The organism is Flavobacterium bizetiae (genome assembly GCF_024271895.1).
Taxonomy (GTDB): domain Bacteria; phylum Bacteroidota; class Bacteroidia; order Flavobacteriales; family Flavobacteriaceae; genus Flavobacterium; species Flavobacterium bizetiae.
The window spans coordinates 3,026,915-3,043,200 of the sequence record NZ_CP091861.1 but is presented as its reverse complement, the minus strand read 5'-3'; the positions used below and the strand labels follow the sequence as shown (position 1 = coordinate 3,043,200).

The window sequence follows — 16,286 nt, the reverse complement described above, 5'->3', positions numbered from 1 at the left end:
CAAAAAAACAAATAAAACTATTATTAATTTATGACAACTACCGAACAAATAAAAGGTATTGTGGAGCGCCTTGGTGCGTTGAGGAGGTATCTTTGACGTTGATGCCAAACTAATTGAAATTGCCAACGAAGAAGAAAAAACCTTCGCACCAGACTTCTGGAACAATGCAAAAGAAGCTGAGGTTATTGTAAAAAACCTTCGAAACAAGAAAAAATGGATCGAAGATTATAACAAAGCCATAGAACTTACAGATGAATTGCAGCTTGCTTATGATTTTTATAAAGAAGGGGAACTTTCTGCAGAAGAATTAGACGAGCATTATAACATTACTCAAACGCATATCGAGAACATCGAGTTTAAAAACATGCTTTCTGACGAAGGAGACAGCCTAAGTGCCGTAGTACAAATTACTGCAGGTGCCGGCGGAACCGAAAGTTGCGACTGGGCAGGAATGTTGATGCGTATGTATATGATGTGGGGCGAAAGTTATGGCTACAAAATAAAAGAGTTGAACTTTCAGGCTGGCGAGGTTGCCGGAATCAAAACGGTTACGCTTGAGTTTGAGGGCGATTATTCTTTTGGATATTTAAAGGGAGAAAACGGCGTACATCGTTTGGTTCGAATCTCTCCTTTTGATAGTAATGCCAAACGTCATACTTCGTTTGCATCTGTTTATGTTTATCCGCTTGTGGATGATAGTATCGAAATTGACATTAATCCTGCCGATATCGAAATCACAACTTCTCGTTCTAGTGGAGCCGGAGGACAAAATGTAAATAAGGTTGAAACCAAAGTACAATTGGTGCACAAACCAACCGGAATTCAGATTCAATGTTCTGAAACAAGATCTCAGCAAGACAATAGACAACGCGCCATGCAAATGTTACGTTCGCAATTGTATGAAATTGAGCTAAAGAAACAACAAGCACAACGTGCCGATATTGAAGCCGGAAAAATGAAAATCGAATGGGGTTCGCAAATACGTAATTATGTAATGCAACCTTACAAATTAGTAAAAGATGTTCGTACCGGTTATGAGACCAGCGATGTCGATGGCGTTATGAACGGAAATATTGATCCTTTCCTAAAAGCATTTTTAATGATGATGGGGCAAAAAGAGGAAGAATAATTTTTTTAGTCGCAGTTTTCAGTCGTAGTCGGCTGCATTAAAATCTGCGAATACTGAGACTGAAAACCGGGACTAAAAACTAAATATAAAAGTTATGATCAAATGGGCAGATATAATTCGTTTTACGAATAAGGGAAATCCAACTCCTGATAACAGAGTGGAAAAAACACCGGAAGAATGGAAACAGCTTTTAACACCCGAAGAATTTCAGGTAGCACGATTAAAAGGTACTGAAAGATCTTTTAGTTCTGAGCTTTGCAGTTTATTCGATCCGGGAATTTACGAATGTAAATGTTGTGGTACTTTGCTTTTTGATGCAAGCGAAAAATTTGAATCAGGAACAGGCTGGCCATCTTTTACACAACCATTAAAAGAAAATGCTATTGCTTATCATGCAGACAAATCATACGGAATGATTCGTGTTGAGGTCGTTTGCAATACTTGCGACGCACATTTAGGACACGTTTTTCCTGATGGTCCGGAACCAAGTGGTTTACGTTATTGCATCAATGCTATTTCTCTTTCTAAAGTAAAAGAATAAAAAAAATCTAAAAGCGATTCCTTCTTTAAAGTAGCGAATCGCTTTTTAATTTTAATTTCATTCAAAAGATGAAAAAATAGTTTCTAAATGAACTTTAAAACAAAACCAACTTTTACAAAAGAAAGATTTAACTTACTAATTATCTTGTTCTATAAAACTTAGCATTAAAAAATCATCCAAAAGAATAAAATTTAAAATCTGATTTTCGTTATTATTCATTACGTAACTATCAAATCATTCAAAAAAAGGCAACTCCTTATAAGCCTATTAAAAACCTACAAAATATCGCGATGCTTTTACAGCCACTTGCAATGCCAATTTAAGCAGTAAAAAAATCAAAATTAATTGATTTAAAACAAGATAGCTTTGTAACAATTGATAAAAATCAGAAGGTGGAATTGCAAACAAATTGATACTTTAAAACCTACAAATAATCAAAGGCAAAAACCAAAGCAGCAACTTATAATTCAAAAACAATCAAAAAATTAATAGATTTTATGTTAAAATTGTAATATTTAAACTATTATTTAAAATACTATTTAAAAAACTTCAAAATAAGATTAGGTAATTTAAATCTAATTGATTTTATTTGGTGCGAAATAACCCCTAAAACAATTAAAATCATTCGATGAAATCCTATTCAATCCAAGAAATTAATGAAGTTATTAATGGCGTAATTTACGGCACAACTTCGCAAAGCATCACAGCAACAGAACAATTAGAAAAAGCTTCCACTTCTGAAATTTCTTTTATAGGAAATAAAAAATATGAAAAATTTTGGGAAGCATCAAAAGCTTCAGTTGCAGTTGTTAACGAAGATATTTCAATTGAACCTGGAGATAATCGTGCTTTTATTAAAGTAAAAAATGCTGATTTGGCAATGTCTCAAATTTTAGCCCTTTTTGCTCCTCCTACTCCAATATTTCATAATAATATCCATAAATCGGCAACTGTTGATGAAACGGCTATTATTGGTGAAGGTGCCAGAATTGGTGCTGGTTGTTATATTGGTCCAAAAGTTGAAATTGGTGCAAATGCAACTATTTATCCAAACGTTACTATTTTAGACGAATCTACTATTGGTAAAAATACTATTATATGGTCGGGAACAGTAGTTCGCGAACGTTGTCATATAGGTAGTGATTGTATCATTCACCCAAATGCAACAATTGGTGCTGATGGTTTCGGATTTCGTCCTTGTAGTGAAAAAGGATTGGTTAAAATTCCACAAATTGGAAATGTAATTATTGGAAACGGTGTCGAAATTGGAGCTAATTCTTGTGTTGACCGCGGAAAATTTAGTTCTACAATACTTGGAGACGGTTGTAAAATTGACAACTTAGTACAAATTGGACATAATAGTAAATTAGGTAAATTTTGTATTATGGCCGGAAATAGTGGTTTAGCTGGTTCTGTAACATTAGGAAACGGTGTTATTATTGGCGGAAGCGCTTCTATAAAAGATCATACTACAATTGGAGATGGTGCTATCGTTGGTGCTGGTTCTGGTGTAGTTGGTGATGTTCCTGCCGGAAAAACAATGTTAGGATATCCTGCTGTCGAAGCTCGTGATGCCTTAAAACAATGGGCAATTCTAAAAAGAATGGTTTGCGATTCTAAAAAATAAAATACATATATAATATATAAAAAAACAGAAGCTAGCTTCTGTTTTTTTGTTTTACAAGACTTCGCACTCAAAGCCCACGACTTTCATTAAAAAAATCACTTTTTCGATAATATTGTCGTTACATTCAAATCGCAGAATATTATCACAATCTTCCAGATCAAAATTCCATTTAGAATTAGGAAATAACTGATTCAGTTTAGGCGTAATCTTTTTTACTTTTGATATACTATCAACATTTGTTTTAAATACAAAAATCATAGTGCTTACTGGTTTTTAATTTTACTTAAAATTTTAGAATCAATGTAAAAAGTTCCAAACGGAATTATACACGCCAAAAGTACTTTCCAGGTTGTGTCTTTAAATTTCCAGTTTTGCTCTACTCCAACACTTAGCGTATTAAAAATAAAAAGCAGAAATAAAGCACCGTGAACCGTTCCGATGGGTCTTGTCAAAAAAGGCATTTCGAAGACATATTTCATAGGCATGGCAATAAAAAGTAAAATCAAAAGAGAAGTTCCTTCAAGAAATCCAATAATTCGTAATCGTCCGGTATTTGTTTGTAGTAAGTTTTTCATAATTATCTAAAATAAGGTCGGTTTGCAAGAAATGAAAATGGCCAGGGAATTGCTATAAAAATGATTAGCAAGGCGATAGAAAACCAAACTAACATGGTTTTGAATTTATCGCGATCACTTTCTTTTCTTTTTGCCAAAGCGGAACCAATTGTTATTAGAACAATCGAAACCAGCATTAATAAAATGTGGATCAATCCAAAAAAAGCGGCATCAATATTTTGAATAGCTGTTGCAAAATTTGCCCAGAAGTATTTCACAACTGGACTTTGCACATAAATCAATATTCCAAAAATCAATTGAATATGAGCAATAGTTGCTGTCCAGTGCCGTATTAAATTATCTTTTTTGGTAAAGGAGAGTTGCAAAGAATATCCGCGATAAGTTATAAAAATAGAATACAATAAACTTCCCAAAACAAACCATCGTAGTATCGAATGGCAAAATAATAGCGTAGTATACATTGTTTAAAAAATTAAGACAATGCAAATATATTTAAAAAACATACTAATTAGTATGTTTTTATTTTTAAAATTTACTTCAAATTATTCAGATAGCTTCTAAGCTCCTTTAAATAAACAAGATAGCAGGAATTATTATCCTGAACTTTTCCAAAATTTCGTATTCCCCAATATCCTGACATCATAAAAAAGGCAACTTGTTCTCCATTAACCTCTTTTTTAATCAAACCGGATTGCTGTGCATTCAGAATCGCTTTTTCGATAGTTTGCTTCCACTGATTAATCAATTCTAACAAAGCCTCGCTAAACTGATTATTCCACGGTGTCATTTCCTGAGTTAAATTTCCAACCGGACAGCCATATTTTACCTGCAAAAAAGGATCTTCAAGAAGTAAATACGAAATCATATTGTACAAATCATCAACAGGATTGAGCGAGTTTTCGATAGGTTTTATAAAACTTTCCAGCATTGTCGGCTTTAAAATTTCTTCAATAATAGCAACTCCCATTTCGTCTTTGGTCTTAAAATGGTAATAAAATGCGCCTTTTGTAACTTTTGTAGTCGCTATAATATCATCAATGCTTGTTGTTTGATATCCTTTAGAATAAATTAATTCAAAGGCTTTCTGAAGAATTGTAAATCGTGTATTGGCAGCTTTAGACATAAAAAATACTAATTGGTATGAACTGGCAAATTAACGCAAAAATTATCATTTAACACCAATTTTGTCTTTGACCCATACATCAGTATGACTGGTATTTAAGAAATCTATAAATTGATTTTTTCTCACTAAACCTTTATTATTTTTAAAATATCACTAATTACTTTTTATTATATCTAAGAAAACATTTTATTATGTAGGTTTCAATTGATTTTGTAAATTAGCCAACACTATTTTGTAAAAACCACAATATACCATGGATTTAAACTTCAATAAAAACGAAGATCACAATAAACTATTACTTTCTGACTTAAAACAAAGATTTGCAAAAGTAAAATTAGGCGGAGGCGAAAAACGTATAGAAAAATTACATGCCGAAGGAAAAATGACAGCACGCGAGCGTATTGCTTATTTGCTGGATGAAGGTTCAAAAAGTATTGAAATTGGCGGATTTGTTGGAGACGGAATGTATGCTGAACATGGTGGATGCCCTTCTGGCGGTGTTGTTATTAAAATAGGATATATAAGAGGCAAACAATGTATTGTTGTTGCCAATGATGCTACTGTAAAAGCTGGCGCCTGGTTTCCTATTACCGGCAAGAAAAATCTTCGTGCGCAGGAAATCGCCATCGAAAACAGATTACCTATTATTTATCTGGTTGATAGCGCAGGTGTTTACCTGCCACTTCAGGACGAGATTTTCCCGGATAAAGAACACTTTGGCCGAATCTTTAGAAACAATGCACAAATGAGCAGTATGGGTATTACCCAAATTGCAGCCGTTATGGGCAGTTGTGTTGCCGGAGGAGCTTACTTGCCTATTATGAGTGACGAAGCTTTAATTGTAGATAAAACCGGAAGTATTTTTCTTGCCGGAAGTTATCTCGTAAAAGCTGCAATTGGCGAAACTATCGATAATGAAACTTTGGGTGGCGCGACAACTCATTGCGAAATTTCAGGCGTGACCGATTATAAAGCTAAAGACGATAAAGATGCTCTTGATAAAATAAAAAATATAGTAGATAAAATAGGCGATTATGATAAAGCGGGCTATAGCCGAATCAAATCTGAAAAACCTGCCTTAGATCCCGCAGCCATTTACGGAATCTTACCAAAAGCGAGAAACGAACAATATGATATGATGGAAATCATCAATCGTTTGGTCGATAATTCAGAGTTTGAAACCTATAAAGATGGTTACGGCCAAACGATTATTACGGGTTACGCCAGAATCGATGGCTGGGCCGTAGGAATTGTAGCTAACCAAAGAAAAGTGGTTAAAACCAAAAAAGGTGAAATGCAATTTGGCGGTGTAATTTATTCTGATAGTGCTGATAAAGCAACCCGATTTATTGCGAATTGTAATCAGAAAAAAATTCCATTGGTATTCGTACAGGATGTTACCGGTTTTATGGTAGGATCAAAATCTGAACATGGCGGTATTATAAAAGACGGTGCCAAAATGGTCAATGCTGTAAGTAATTCGGTTGTTCCAAAATTTACTGTAATAGTAGGTAATTCTTATGGAGCAGGAAATTATGCTATGTGTGGAAAAGCGTATGACCCGAGATTAATTTTTGCGTGGCCAAGTGCAGAACTTGCCGTAATGGGTGGAACTCAGGCTGCAAAAGTTTTAGCGCAAATTGAAGCTTCTTCGCTTAAAGCAAAAGGAGAAATCGTAGACGAAGCTAAAGAAGCTGAATTGTTTAATAAGATCAAAGCAAGATATGACGAGCAGACTTCGCCTTATTACGCAGCTTCAAGATTATGGACAGATGCTATCATTGATCCTTTAGACACCCGTACCTGGATCTCTATGGGAATTGAAGCTGCCAACCACGCTCCTATTCAAAAACAATTTAATTTAGGTGTTATTCAGGTTTAAGATTCCATAAACTTTCAAAATACGTTAAAAAAATACAAAAATCTTACTTTCAAGTACTTATAATTAAATATCTCATCAAAAAGTAGTAACTTTAGATGTAATTTTTAATCACGTAGTATCATGGAAAATGTAAAAAGTTTAAATAAGTGGGCAAACGCGCATACTTATTTACCGGTTGATTTAGTACGTATTGTTTTGGGGGTATTTTTATTTATGAAAGGGATTTCATTTGTAACGAACGTCCAGTATTTACATGATTTAATTTCTCCAATTGATCAATTTGGCGGCGGAATGTTTCTTTTACATTACATTGCACCCGCTCATATGATTGGTGGTATTATGATCTTCTTTGGATTACTAACCCGTTGGGCAATTGCGGCCCAGTTGCCCATATTATTTGGTGCAATACTTATTAATTTTATGGGGCACATGCACTCAGAAAGTTTAATTCTGGCTATAGTGGTGCTGCTAGTTTGTGTTTTCTTCCTGTTTTACGGAAGCGGAAAACACTCTGCTGATTATTATTTCAAAATGCAACAATAACTTCATTTATCCTCAATAGCCCTATTTAGTATTGAGGATAAATAATAACCCTACATTTAAAGTTAATTAATTCTTTAAAATTTCTTTAATTGTATTTTATGAGTTAAATTCGCCCCCATGAATTGGATTCGTAAGACCGTTATTTTTATATCACTTTTGATAATTGCTTTTTTTGCCACCCAGGCAAACGAATCTGCTATTGAAATAATCGAAAGTCAAAAAACGGATACTAATTTCTCTATAGATCACGCCGATTCATTAGCATTTATACAACCTCAGGCAAGTTATCAATTTGCAGCAAACATAAAATCAAACCCTTCTATCTTAACAAAATGGTTTGATTCTTTATTGATGGTGATTCCTCAGCACAAAGCCGTTCAATCGACATCAAACTTTGCGAATCAATTTGCAACTCAGAGCAAAAAAGTTCTTTTAATGCTCTACCCCTTCCATTTTTTTTGGTAGACTTTTATGAAATTTAATTAAGGGAAATCTTTTCCTAACCAATTGAGCTGTTTTCTATTCAGAAAGCGGTGTCATATTTCATAATAATTTACCCAATTTAAAATCAATGGAAACAAGTGTAACCATAATTGGTATTGTGATCGCGATCATAGTAGCCATACCCGTATATTTTTCAGCACGAACGAGCGCTGCAAGCAAATCAAAAATTTTAGGCATCAAAAAGAAATTCAGTCCAACTCATCCGGAGGATTTTGATTTAACTGAATCTCAAAGCAATAAGACACTTACAATAGATCAAAAAAACAGACGATTTATTTTGATGAATTTCAATCCAAATCAACAAGAATCTACTTATGTAGACCTAAAAACTGTTTCATCATGTAAATTAGTTTTAACCACTGAAGGACCTTCAGATACAATTGTAAAAATTGACTTTGAATTTCAGGATAAAGAAACTCCTAAAAAAATCACCATACCATTCTATGATTTTGATGATGACCGCATCAAACAAATAAGCGCTTATCAGGATCATCAGTTTGCAAAAAAATGGCTTAAAATCATCCAAGATTCTATTTCACGTTAATTATTTAATTCAGTAAAGAGGCTCCTAGTGAGTCTCTTTTTTTTGCTCAATACATGATATTTGTCATTTTATGTCTACTTCATAAATTTTAATTTTGGTATATACAAAATACCGACTTTATGAAAATCTCACTGACTCAAAAGTACAATGTTCCAGGTCCAAGATATACAAGTTATCCAACAGTTCCTTACTGGAATGAAGGTGATTTCACCAATCAAAAATGGATACAGTCTTTTCAGAAAGCATTTTTAGAGAGTAATTCTCAAAACGGAATCAGTTTATACCTTCACTTACCATTTTGCGAAAGTATGTGTACCTTTTGTGGTTGCAACAAACGAATCACAAAAAATCATTCGGTAGAAGAAATTTACATAGCAGCTCTTCTAAAAGAATGGGATCTATACTGTAATTTACTGCCTCAAAAGCCTATTATAAAAGAAATTCACTTAGGCGGTGGTACTCCAACCTTTTTCTCAACAAGCAATTTAGAATACCTGATAAATGGTATACTTTCTAAAGCAGAAAAAGCCAATAACTATGAGTTTAGTTTTGAAGGTCATCCTAATAATACTACTTACGAACAACTTAAAAAACTTTATGATTTAGGCTTTCGCCGAGTTAGTTTTGGAGTGCAGGATTATGCCGAAAAAGTACAAAAAGCGATTCATAGAATTCAGCCTTTTCATAATGTCGCAAAAGTTACTTTCTGGGCAAAAGAAATTGGTTATACATCGATAGGTCACGATATTATTTTTGGATTACCATTTCAAACGATTGAGAACGTAATTGACACTGTCGAAAAGACAAATTCTTTAAAACCGGATCGTCTGGCATTTTACAGTTATGCTCATGTACCCTGGATAAAAGGAAACGGGCAACGCGGGTTTAATGAAGAAAACCTTCCTAAGGATGCCGAAAAAAGAAAATTATATGAAACCGGAAAACAAATGCTTTCTCAAAATGGTTACCATGAAATTGGTATGGATCATTTTGCGCTAGTATCTGATAGCTTGTATAAAGCAACAGCGAACAAAGAACTTCATCGAAATTTCATGGGTTATAGTGCCTCAAAAACGCAGCTTATGATTGGTTTAGGCGTTTCGTCTATTAGTGACAGCTGGTACAGTTTTGCCCAAAACACAAAAAGCATCGAAGAATATTATCAATTGTTAGCAGAAGATAAATTACCTGTTGTAAAAGGTCATATTTTAAGCGATGAAGACTTAATTATTAGAAAACATATCTTAAACTTAACCTGCGAGTTTGAAACCTCCTGGAGTAATGAATCTTTATACTTTAAAGAAATACCTAACGTCTTAGAAGATTTAAAAGAAATAGAAAAAGATCAGTTGATTGTAATCGAAGAAGGTAAAATAAAAATTACAGAAGCCGGAAGACCATTTGTTCGAAACATTTGTATGGCATTCGATTTACATCTAAAAAGAAAATCACCGGAAACAAACTTGTTTTCGATGACTGTTTAATGACAATTAGGAGTTCCTTGTACAAACAAACTCATATTTGATGGGGAAATATAAGGAATTCCTAAACCTAGTCCTCTAAGGATAAATAAAACACCAATTACTACAGCTACATACGGAATTGCCTTTTGGATCTTATTTCTAAAAGGTAATTTTATTAATGAATGTACATAAACCACAATTGTCATTAAAGGAATTGTTCCTAAACCAAACAAAATCATATACAAAACCCCAAGTCCGGCACTTTGCATCGCAATTGCGCCAAACAAGGCTACATATACCATTCCGCACGGTAAAAAGCCGTTTAATAATCCTATTGTAAAAAGTGATTTATAGGTTTTCTTTTTAAATTGATTTCCGATACTTGATTTTACTCTTGAAATAATTTTATAAACCGGTTTTGAAAAATTATACTTTGAAAAAACTTTCTCAGGAATCAAAACCACAAGAATCATTGCCAGACCAATAAAAATAGACATTTTTTGCTGTAGACCGGCCAGGAAAAAACCTCTTCCTAATAATCCGAATATAAGTCCGACCGATGCATATGCAGTTAATCTTCCTAAATGATAAGTTATAATTTGAGTAACTTTTTTGGCTTCATTTTGATGGTCTACCGGTAACATCATAGCAATAGGACCACACATTCCTATGCAGTGCAAACTACTTATTAAACCTAATATGAAAGCTGAGTATAGCATTTAATATTGCTTTTCCTATTTGCTACGGATTATTTTGACCAGAATAATTTAGAAATCTATTCAATCAAATAATCTGTGTGGCAGAAAGAATATTTATTTAAAAACAAATCGTAATCAATTTACGTAAATTACTTCTTTTGAAAGGTATTTTGTTCCTTTATATTCCCATTCCATATTAACATCCCATCGTCCTTTAATCAACTTTTTTTGCGGAATAAGCAAAGATGAATTGGTTAAAGCAATTTGAGTATCAAAATCAAATTTCTTATTAGAAGGTCGGTATAACAAAACATTTCCTTTGATTTTATCATTTTCAAAAGTGGCAGGAAAAGCTATTTTTACACCTTTTTCGGTATACGTAATAGAAGGTCTTTGCTGCAAATCATGAGCATTTTGAATTCGGGCCATTTCATCCTGAAAATGCGAATCGTGTTTGTAATATTCTTCAACAACTAAATCATTGTCATACTTACTATTCGATTGTACTTCAAAAACAAAATATAAAATAAAACTCATAAACAATGCAAATGCTATGACGATTCCGGTTCCCCAATTTATTTTCATAATGTTGTATTTTTAATTAAAACTTCGTGGTCCTAAAAAATTAGTTGTGGTAGTTTCGAGTAATTCTGTACCGTTATAAACTCCAATTTTAACTTTGGTTTTATCACTCTCAAGAAGAACTTTATCAATCTCTATAAATAATGTTCCCTGAGAAATTCCTTCTTTTAAAACTTTAAAATGCTGTTTCCCTACATTTTTAATATTTCCTTTTTGATCAATCAATTCAAAGTGAATGTCATGATAATCTTTCATTGTTTTATTAACGATCTTATAGGTATAAACATTGCTGATCATTTCACCTTTATGCTGAAACAACTGACCTGGCAAACGCAAAACAACAGCCTGAACATCGGTTCTCAAAAATAGCATTCCAACAAAAACACTTAACAGAATGAACAAAACAGCTGTGTAGCCTTTCATTCTTGCTGTAAACTTAAAAGGTGCTTTTTTTACAATTTCATCTTCAGATGCATAACGAATAAGACCTTTTGGTAAACCTACACTTTCCATTATTGTATCGCATTCATCAATGCAGGCAGTACAATTAGTACATTCTAACTGCGTACCATTTCTAATGTCAATTCCCATTGGGCAAACATGTACGCATTGATGACAATCAATACAATCTCCTTTTCCTGTTGTAGCTCTATCTTCCTTTTTATTAAATTTAGCACGTCCGGCTTCTTTTTCTCCCCTAACGAAATCATAGGCAACATTAATAGATTTGTCATCTAAAAGTACACCTTGCAATCTTCCGTACGGGCAGGCAATAATACAAACCTGTTCGCGAAACCAGACAAAAACAAAATAAAAAACACCGGTAAAAATAAGCAATGCGATAAAATTACTTGCTTGCTCAATTGGCCCTTGTTCGACCATTAAAAACAATTGGTCGCTACCTACTAAATAGGCCAGAAAAATATTTGCAATAGCAAAAGAAATAAGAAAAAAGATCGTCCACTTAATTAATCGTTTTCTAATTTTTTCAGCATTCCATTCCTGTCTTGCTAATCGGGACTGAGCGCCACGATCTCCATCTATCCAATATTCAATTCGGCGAAAAACCATTTCTAAGAAAATGGTTTGCGGACAAATCCATCCACAAAAAATCCTTCCAAAGACAACCGTAAATAAGATGATAAAAACAATACCTACCAGCATTGAAATTACGAAGAGATAAAAATCCTGCGGCCAAAAAGGGAATCCGAAAATATTAAAGCGTCGCTCCATAACATTAAACATCATGAATTGATTTCCGTTTACTTTTATAAATGGATTTGCAACTAAAATGGCTAATAATATGTAACTAACTATTTTTCGATATTCATAGAATTTACCAGACGGTTTTTTAGGGAAAATAAATTTTCGATTACCCCCTTCATCAATAGTTCCGATGGTATCTCTAAAAGCTTCGTCTGGTAAATTTGACATGATTTTTGTAATTATTTTTTAACTTCAGTACTATCTTTTGTTGTACTTGCTGTGGTATCTTTTGCTGGAGCACTTTCATCAACCCAAATTTCACCTTCTGCTTCTTTTGGATCTTTTGGATTACTTCCCTGAAGGGATAAAATGTAACTCGCTACTTTTTGAATTTCTTTAGGTTTTAATGTTCCTTTCCAGGCAATCATTCCTTTACCGTCACGACCTCCGTTGGTTATAGTATGGAAAAGGTTTTTAATTCCTCCACCTAAAATCCAGTGGTTATCTGTAAGGTTTGGTCCAATTTGTCCTCCTGCATCAGCACGGTGACAAGCAGCACAATTGGTTGTAAAAATTTCTTTACCTGCTGCTAAACTTTCCGGATCTGTAAGTAAAACAACTGTTTTCTCATCCATTAAATCTGGTGCAGTTTTCAGGTATTCATCTACATCAATTTTTGCCTGAGCCATTTCTTTTTTAAGCTCCATTTCCTGATCATCTCCACCAAAAACTTCATAACGGGCAAAATAAATTACTCCAAAAACTATACAGATATAAAATAAATACACCCACCAAGGCGGTAAATTATTATCTAACTCTTTAATGCCATCATAATCATGATCCATCAATAAGTCACCTTCTTTTTCTATAGGTTGGGTTTTAGTAAGCTTGTGCATTAAATCTTTATACCACGTGCTTTCTGTTAAGCTCAAACTATTTTCATATTCCAGTTTTGCTTTTTCTTCCGGTGACATCAATTGGTACATAATGCGATTGACCGCACTTAATGTAATTTCGATAGCAATCAGAATAAATAGAAAAACAAACAAAAAGACAGCAACCATCGGGTACTTAATAAAAGCTGGTCTATCGCCTGAATCTATAAAGTATTCCATTAAAGCAAATACGATAAAGAAAATAATCGGTACTCTTACATATACTGGGAAAAACTTTTTCATTTTAAATATCTTTTGAAATTATACTGCACCCTTCATCTAAAGGTATTTCACTCATTTCCTGTATTTTTTCTTTTTTATATGAGAATACCCAAAAACCTAATCCTACAAAAAAGAAAAAGAATATCAGGAGAGAAAGTATCGGGTAAATTTCTATACCCGAAATAGTCTCCATATTGTGTTTTATTTGTTCAAACATAATGCTGTTATTTAGATGTCTCTTTTACTTTAATGTCAACTCCAAGTCTCTGTATGTAAGCAATCAAAGCAACAATTTCTCTTTCATTCATAGGAGTGAATTTTTCACCTTTTGCAGCTGCTTTTTTCTTGCTTTCTTCATAACTTTTTACAAAGTCAGGATCATTTTCTAAGTTTTTCTCGATTGCAATAGCCTGAGTTCTTAATGTTTTTTGGGCATTAGCAACATCAGCTTCTGTATAAGGAACACCAAGTTTAACCATAGCCTGCATTTTCTTTTGAGTTAATGAAATATCCATTGGCTCATTATCAAACAACCATTTATAACCTGGCATAATCGATCCGGCAGAAATACTCTGTGGATTCCAGAAGTGATTAAAATGCCAATTGTCATTATATTTCCCTCCTACTCTCAATAAATCCGGCCCTGTACGTTTTGATCCCCATAAGAATGGATGATCGTAAACAAACTCACCCGCTTTTGATTGTGGGCCATAACGCTCCACCTCACTTCTAAATGGTCTTACAGATTGTGAGTGACATCCTACACAACCTTCTCTTATATATAAATCACGACCTTCTAGTTCTAAAGGTGTATAAGGCTTAACACTTGTTATTGTTGGGATATTAGATTTTACCATAATAGTTGGTACAATCTGAATAATTCCTCCAATTAAGATCGCAATTGTAGCCAAAATGGTTAACTGAATTGGTCTTCTCTCTAACCAAGTGTGGAATTTTTCTCCTTTTAATCTTCCTGTGCTTATTCTTTGTAAAGCCGGAGCTTGTGCTAACTCATCTTCGATAGTATCACCTGCTTTAACCGTCATTATGATATTATAAACTAATGTCAGCATTCCAACAAGATACAAAGTACCTCCAATTGCCCTCATCCAGTACAATGGCATAATTGCAGTAACCGTTTCAAGGAAATTTCCATAAGTTAATGTTCCGTCAGGGTTAAACTGTTTCCACATTGAGGCTTGTTGAAAACCTGCCACATACATTGGTAAAGTATATAAAATGATTCCTAACGTACCGATCCAGAAATGGAAATTTGCTAATTTTTTTGAAAACAATGTACTTTTTGTCATTCGCGGAATCAACCAGTAAATAATACCAAAAGACATAAATCCGTTCCATGCTAATGCTCCTACGTGCACGTGAGCAACGATCCAGTCTGTATAGTGCGCGATAGCATTGACATTTTTTAAAGAAAGCATCGGACCTTCAAAAGTAGCCATACCATAACCTGTAATCGCTACTACAAAAAACTTCAGAACCGGTTCTTCACGAACTTTATCCCACGCACCTCTTAATGTTAAAAGTCCGTTGATCATACCTCCCCAAGACGGAGCAATAAGCATTACTGAAAATGCAACACCTAAATTTTGAGCCCAATTTGGTAAAGCTGAATATAATAAGTGGTGCGGACCTGCCCAGATATAAATAAAAATTAAAGACCAAAAGTGAATAATTGATAATCTATATGAGTAAACCGGACGGTTTGCAACTTTTGGAATGAAGTAATACATTAAACCTAAAAACGGAGTTGTAAGGAAAAATGCAACCGCATTATGTCCGTACCACCATTGTACCAAGGCATCCTGAACACCTGCGTAAACTGAATAACTTTTTAAAGCTGATACCGGAATTTCGATATTATTAAAAATGTGCAAAACAGCTACTGTAACAAATGTGGCAAGGTAAAACCAAATCGCAACATACAAGTGACGTTCTCTACGACGCAGCATTGTACCTATCATATTGATTCCCATCACTACCCAAATAAGAGCAATTGCAATATCAATAGGCCACTCTAGTTCAGCATATTCTTTTGATGAAGTATATCCTAAAGGCAATGTGATTGCTGCAGCCACAATAATAAGCTGCCATCCCCAGAAATGGACATTACTTAAGAAATCGCTAAACATCCTGGCTTTTAGCAATCGCTGAAGCGAATAATACATACCTGCAAAAAAAGCATTCCCAACAAAGGCAAAAATAACAGCATTGGTATGCAAAGGTCTTAATCGACCGTAGCTAAGCCACGAAATACCATCTGTCATGTTGGGAAAAAGGTACATAACCGCTAAGGTCAGCCCTACTAACATACCTACTACCCCAAAGAGGATAGTGGCGTAAATGAATTTTTTTACAATTTTGTTGTCGTAATAAAACTGTTCCATTTCCATAATTATACTTGTTTTTCTTCTGTTGTTGATTTTTTATTGTGGGGGGTGATTTTCGTTTCATCGTCAAAAAGCATTCTGACCGAAGGGGTATAATCATCATCATATTGACCCGATTTTACAGCAACAATAAAGGCAATAAAAAAACAGATTGCGACGAAAATACTTACTGAAATCAATAGATAAATGACACTCATATCCTTAAATTTATGTTAACAAAATTACTAGGTTACTTGTTGTTAAAATATGATAATTATCATAGTTGAAGACTAATGTTAAATTTATAAAAAAATAACTTTAGATT

The 16,286-nt window shown here is 33.9% G+C and carries 19 protein-coding genes; 8 read left to right on the top strand and 11 right to left on the bottom strand.

Features of this window, described 5'->3' with window-relative positions; translation table 11 throughout:
• Positions 1-30: 30 nt before the first annotated feature.
• The 3 genes from prfB to lpxD all read left to right on the top strand — a co-directional run bounded on the left by prfB (position 31) and on the right by lpxD (position 3,297).
• A protein-coding gene (prfB, locus tag L0669_RS13215) for a peptide chain release factor 2 (protein WP_121325784.1) occupies positions 31-1,129 on the top strand; the annotation gives its coding sequence in 2 pieces (ribosomal slippage) (positions 31-93 and positions 95-1,129; 1,098 coding nt in all).
• 94 nt (positions 1,130-1,223) lie between these two features.
• Entirely contained in the window at positions 1,224-1,670 is a 447-nt protein-coding gene (gene msrB / locus L0669_RS13210; protein WP_173972721.1) for a peptide-methionine (R)-S-oxide reductase MsrB, read from the top strand.
• 628 nt (positions 1,671-2,298) lie between these two features.
• Complete coding sequence (gene lpxD / locus L0669_RS13205) at positions 2,299-3,297, top strand: UDP-3-O-(3-hydroxymyristoyl)glucosamine N-acyltransferase (RefSeq protein WP_263758162.1); 999 nt, start codon at positions 2,299-2,301, stop codon at positions 3,295-3,297.
• 51 nt (positions 3,298-3,348) lie between these two features.
• On the opposite strand, the gene L0669_RS13200 is transcribed toward lpxD, so the two are convergent.
• The 4 genes from L0669_RS13200 to L0669_RS13185 form a co-directional block, all read right to left on the bottom strand.
• A complete protein-coding gene (locus L0669_RS13200; protein ID WP_263758160.1) occupies positions 3,349-3,555 on the bottom strand; it encodes a hypothetical protein in 207 nt (68 codons plus the stop codon).
• A gap of 5 nt (positions 3,556-3,560) precedes the next feature.
• A complete protein-coding gene (locus L0669_RS13195; RefSeq protein WP_173972724.1) occupies positions 3,561-3,872 on the bottom strand; it encodes a DUF3817 domain-containing protein in 312 nt (103 codons plus the stop codon).
• 2 nt (positions 3,873-3,874) lie between these two features.
• The gene (locus L0669_RS13190; protein ID WP_263758159.1) at positions 3,875-4,333 is read right to left on the bottom strand and encodes a hypothetical protein; all 459 of its coding nucleotides are present in this window, start codon (positions 4,331-4,333) and stop codon (positions 3,875-3,877) included.
• A 71-nt stretch (positions 4,334-4,404) separates the two neighbouring features.
• Positions 4,405-4,995, bottom strand: coding sequence for a TetR/AcrR family transcriptional regulator (locus L0669_RS13185; protein ID WP_263758158.1), 591 nt, complete (start codon positions 4,993-4,995; stop codon positions 4,405-4,407).
• Positions 4,996-5,248: 253 nt separating this feature from the next.
• Between L0669_RS13185 and L0669_RS13180 the strand changes: the two genes are divergently transcribed.
• The 5 genes from L0669_RS13180 (at position 5,249) to hemN (ending at position 9,952) form a co-directional block, all read left to right on the top strand.
• Positions 5,249-6,877: an acyl-CoA carboxylase subunit beta gene (locus L0669_RS13180; RefSeq protein ID WP_263758157.1), complete on the top strand. Its 1,629-nt coding sequence runs from the start codon at positions 5,249-5,251 to the stop codon at positions 6,875-6,877.
• A 120-nt stretch (positions 6,878-6,997) separates the two neighbouring features.
• Positions 6,998-7,420: a DoxX family protein gene (locus tag L0669_RS13175; RefSeq protein WP_173972728.1), complete on the top strand. Its 423-nt coding sequence runs from the start codon at positions 6,998-7,000 to the stop codon at positions 7,418-7,420.
• A 117-nt stretch (positions 7,421-7,537) separates the two neighbouring features.
• Entirely contained in the window at positions 7,538-7,885 is a 348-nt protein-coding gene (locus tag L0669_RS13170) for a hypothetical protein (RefSeq protein ID WP_173972729.1), read from the top strand.
• 106 nt (positions 7,886-7,991) lie between these two features.
• Positions 7,992-8,468: a hypothetical protein gene (locus L0669_RS13165; RefSeq protein ID WP_173972730.1), complete on the top strand. Its 477-nt coding sequence runs from the start codon at positions 7,992-7,994 to the stop codon at positions 8,466-8,468.
• A gap of 119 nt (positions 8,469-8,587) precedes the next feature.
• On the top strand, positions 8,588-9,952 hold the full coding sequence (hemN, locus tag L0669_RS13160) for an oxygen-independent coproporphyrinogen III oxidase (protein ID WP_263758156.1): 1,365 nt from the start codon (positions 8,588-8,590) through the stop codon (positions 9,950-9,952).
• On the opposite strand, the gene L0669_RS13155 is transcribed toward hemN, so the two are convergent.
• The 7 genes from L0669_RS13155 to ccoS form a co-directional block, all read right to left on the bottom strand.
• A complete protein-coding gene (locus tag L0669_RS13155; protein ID WP_263758154.1) occupies positions 9,949-10,650 on the bottom strand; it encodes a sulfite exporter TauE/SafE family protein in 702 nt (233 codons plus the stop codon). The genes hemN and L0669_RS13155 overlap by 4 nt on opposite strands.
• A 114-nt stretch (positions 10,651-10,764) precedes the next feature.
• Complete coding sequence (locus tag L0669_RS13150; protein ID WP_263758152.1) at positions 10,765-11,214, bottom strand: FixH family protein; 450 nt, start codon at positions 11,212-11,214, stop codon at positions 10,765-10,767.
• 12 nt (positions 11,215-11,226) lie between these two features.
• Positions 11,227-12,645, bottom strand: coding sequence for a cytochrome c oxidase accessory protein CcoG (gene ccoG, locus L0669_RS13145; RefSeq protein ID WP_263758151.1), 1,419 nt, complete (start codon positions 12,643-12,645; stop codon positions 11,227-11,229).
• Between the two features lie 11 nt (positions 12,646-12,656).
• Positions 12,657-13,595: a cbb3-type cytochrome c oxidase N-terminal domain-containing protein gene (locus tag L0669_RS13140; protein ID WP_263758150.1), complete on the bottom strand. Its 939-nt coding sequence runs from the start codon at positions 13,593-13,595 to the stop codon at positions 12,657-12,659.
• Position 13,596: 1 nt separating this feature from the next.
• A complete protein-coding gene (locus L0669_RS13135; protein ID WP_173972736.1) occupies positions 13,597-13,791 on the bottom strand; it encodes a CcoQ/FixQ family Cbb3-type cytochrome c oxidase assembly chaperone in 195 nt (64 codons plus the stop codon).
• 7 nt (positions 13,792-13,798) lie between these two features.
• On the bottom strand, positions 13,799-15,985 hold the full coding sequence (gene ccoN / locus L0669_RS13130) for a cytochrome-c oxidase, cbb3-type subunit I (RefSeq protein WP_263758149.1): 2,187 nt from the start codon (positions 15,983-15,985) through the stop codon (positions 13,799-13,801).
• 2 nt (positions 15,986-15,987) lie between these two features.
• Positions 15,988-16,179 (bottom strand): cbb3-type cytochrome oxidase assembly protein CcoS, encoded by a 192-nt coding sequence (ccoS, locus tag L0669_RS13125; protein ID WP_173972738.1) that lies wholly within the window; start codon positions 16,177-16,179, stop codon positions 15,988-15,990.
• Positions 16,180-16,286: the final 107 nt, after the last annotated feature.

Bases quoted from the DNA above. Each gene is read 5' to 3' on its own strand.
- msrB (WP_173972721.1), top strand. From the start codon at position 1,224: ATGATCAAATGGGCAGATATAATTCGTTTTACGAATAAGGGAAATCCA.
- lpxD (WP_263758162.1), top strand. From the start codon at position 2,299: ATGAAATCCTATTCAATCCAAGAAATTAATGAAGTTATTAATGGCGTA.
- L0669_RS13200 (WP_263758160.1), bottom strand. From the start codon at position 3,555: ATGATTTTTGTATTTAAAACAAATGTTGATAGTATATCAAAAGTAAAA.
- L0669_RS13195 (WP_173972724.1), bottom strand. From the start codon at position 3,872: ATGAAAAACTTACTACAAACAAATACCGGACGATTACGAATTATTGGA.
- L0669_RS13190 (WP_263758159.1), bottom strand. From the start codon at position 4,333: ATGTATACTACGCTATTATTTTGCCATTCGATACTACGATGGTTTGTT.
- L0669_RS13185 (WP_263758158.1), bottom strand. From the start codon at position 4,995: ATGTCTAAAGCTGCCAATACACGATTTACAATTCTTCAGAAAGCCTTT.
- L0669_RS13180 (WP_263758157.1), top strand. From the start codon at position 5,249: ATGGATTTAAACTTCAATAAAAACGAAGATCACAATAAACTATTACTT.
- L0669_RS13175 (WP_173972728.1), top strand. From the start codon at position 6,998: ATGGAAAATGTAAAAAGTTTAAATAAGTGGGCAAACGCGCATACTTAT.
- L0669_RS13170 (WP_173972729.1), top strand. From the start codon at position 7,538: ATGAATTGGATTCGTAAGACCGTTATTTTTATATCACTTTTGATAATT.
- L0669_RS13165 (WP_173972730.1), top strand. From the start codon at position 7,992: ATGGAAACAAGTGTAACCATAATTGGTATTGTGATCGCGATCATAGTA.
- hemN (WP_263758156.1), top strand. From the start codon at position 8,588: ATGAAAATCTCACTGACTCAAAAGTACAATGTTCCAGGTCCAAGATAT.
- L0669_RS13155 (WP_263758154.1), bottom strand. From the start codon at position 10,650: ATGCTATACTCAGCTTTCATATTAGGTTTAATAAGTAGTTTGCACTGC.
- L0669_RS13150 (WP_263758152.1), bottom strand. From the start codon at position 11,214: ATGAAAATAAATTGGGGAACCGGAATCGTCATAGCATTTGCATTGTTT.
- ccoG (WP_263758151.1), bottom strand. From the start codon at position 12,645: ATGTCAAATTTACCAGACGAAGCTTTTAGAGATACCATCGGAACTATT.
- L0669_RS13140 (WP_263758150.1), bottom strand. From the start codon at position 13,595: ATGAAAAAGTTTTTCCCAGTATATGTAAGAGTACCGATTATTTTCTTT.
- L0669_RS13135 (WP_173972736.1), bottom strand. From the start codon at position 13,791: ATGTTTGAACAAATAAAACACAATATGGAGACTATTTCGGGTATAGAA.
- ccoN (WP_263758149.1), bottom strand. From the start codon at position 15,985: ATGGAAATGGAACAGTTTTATTACGACAACAAAATTGTAAAAAAATTC.
- ccoS (WP_173972738.1), bottom strand. From the start codon at position 16,179: ATGAGTGTCATTTATCTATTGATTTCAGTAAGTATTTTCGTCGCAATC.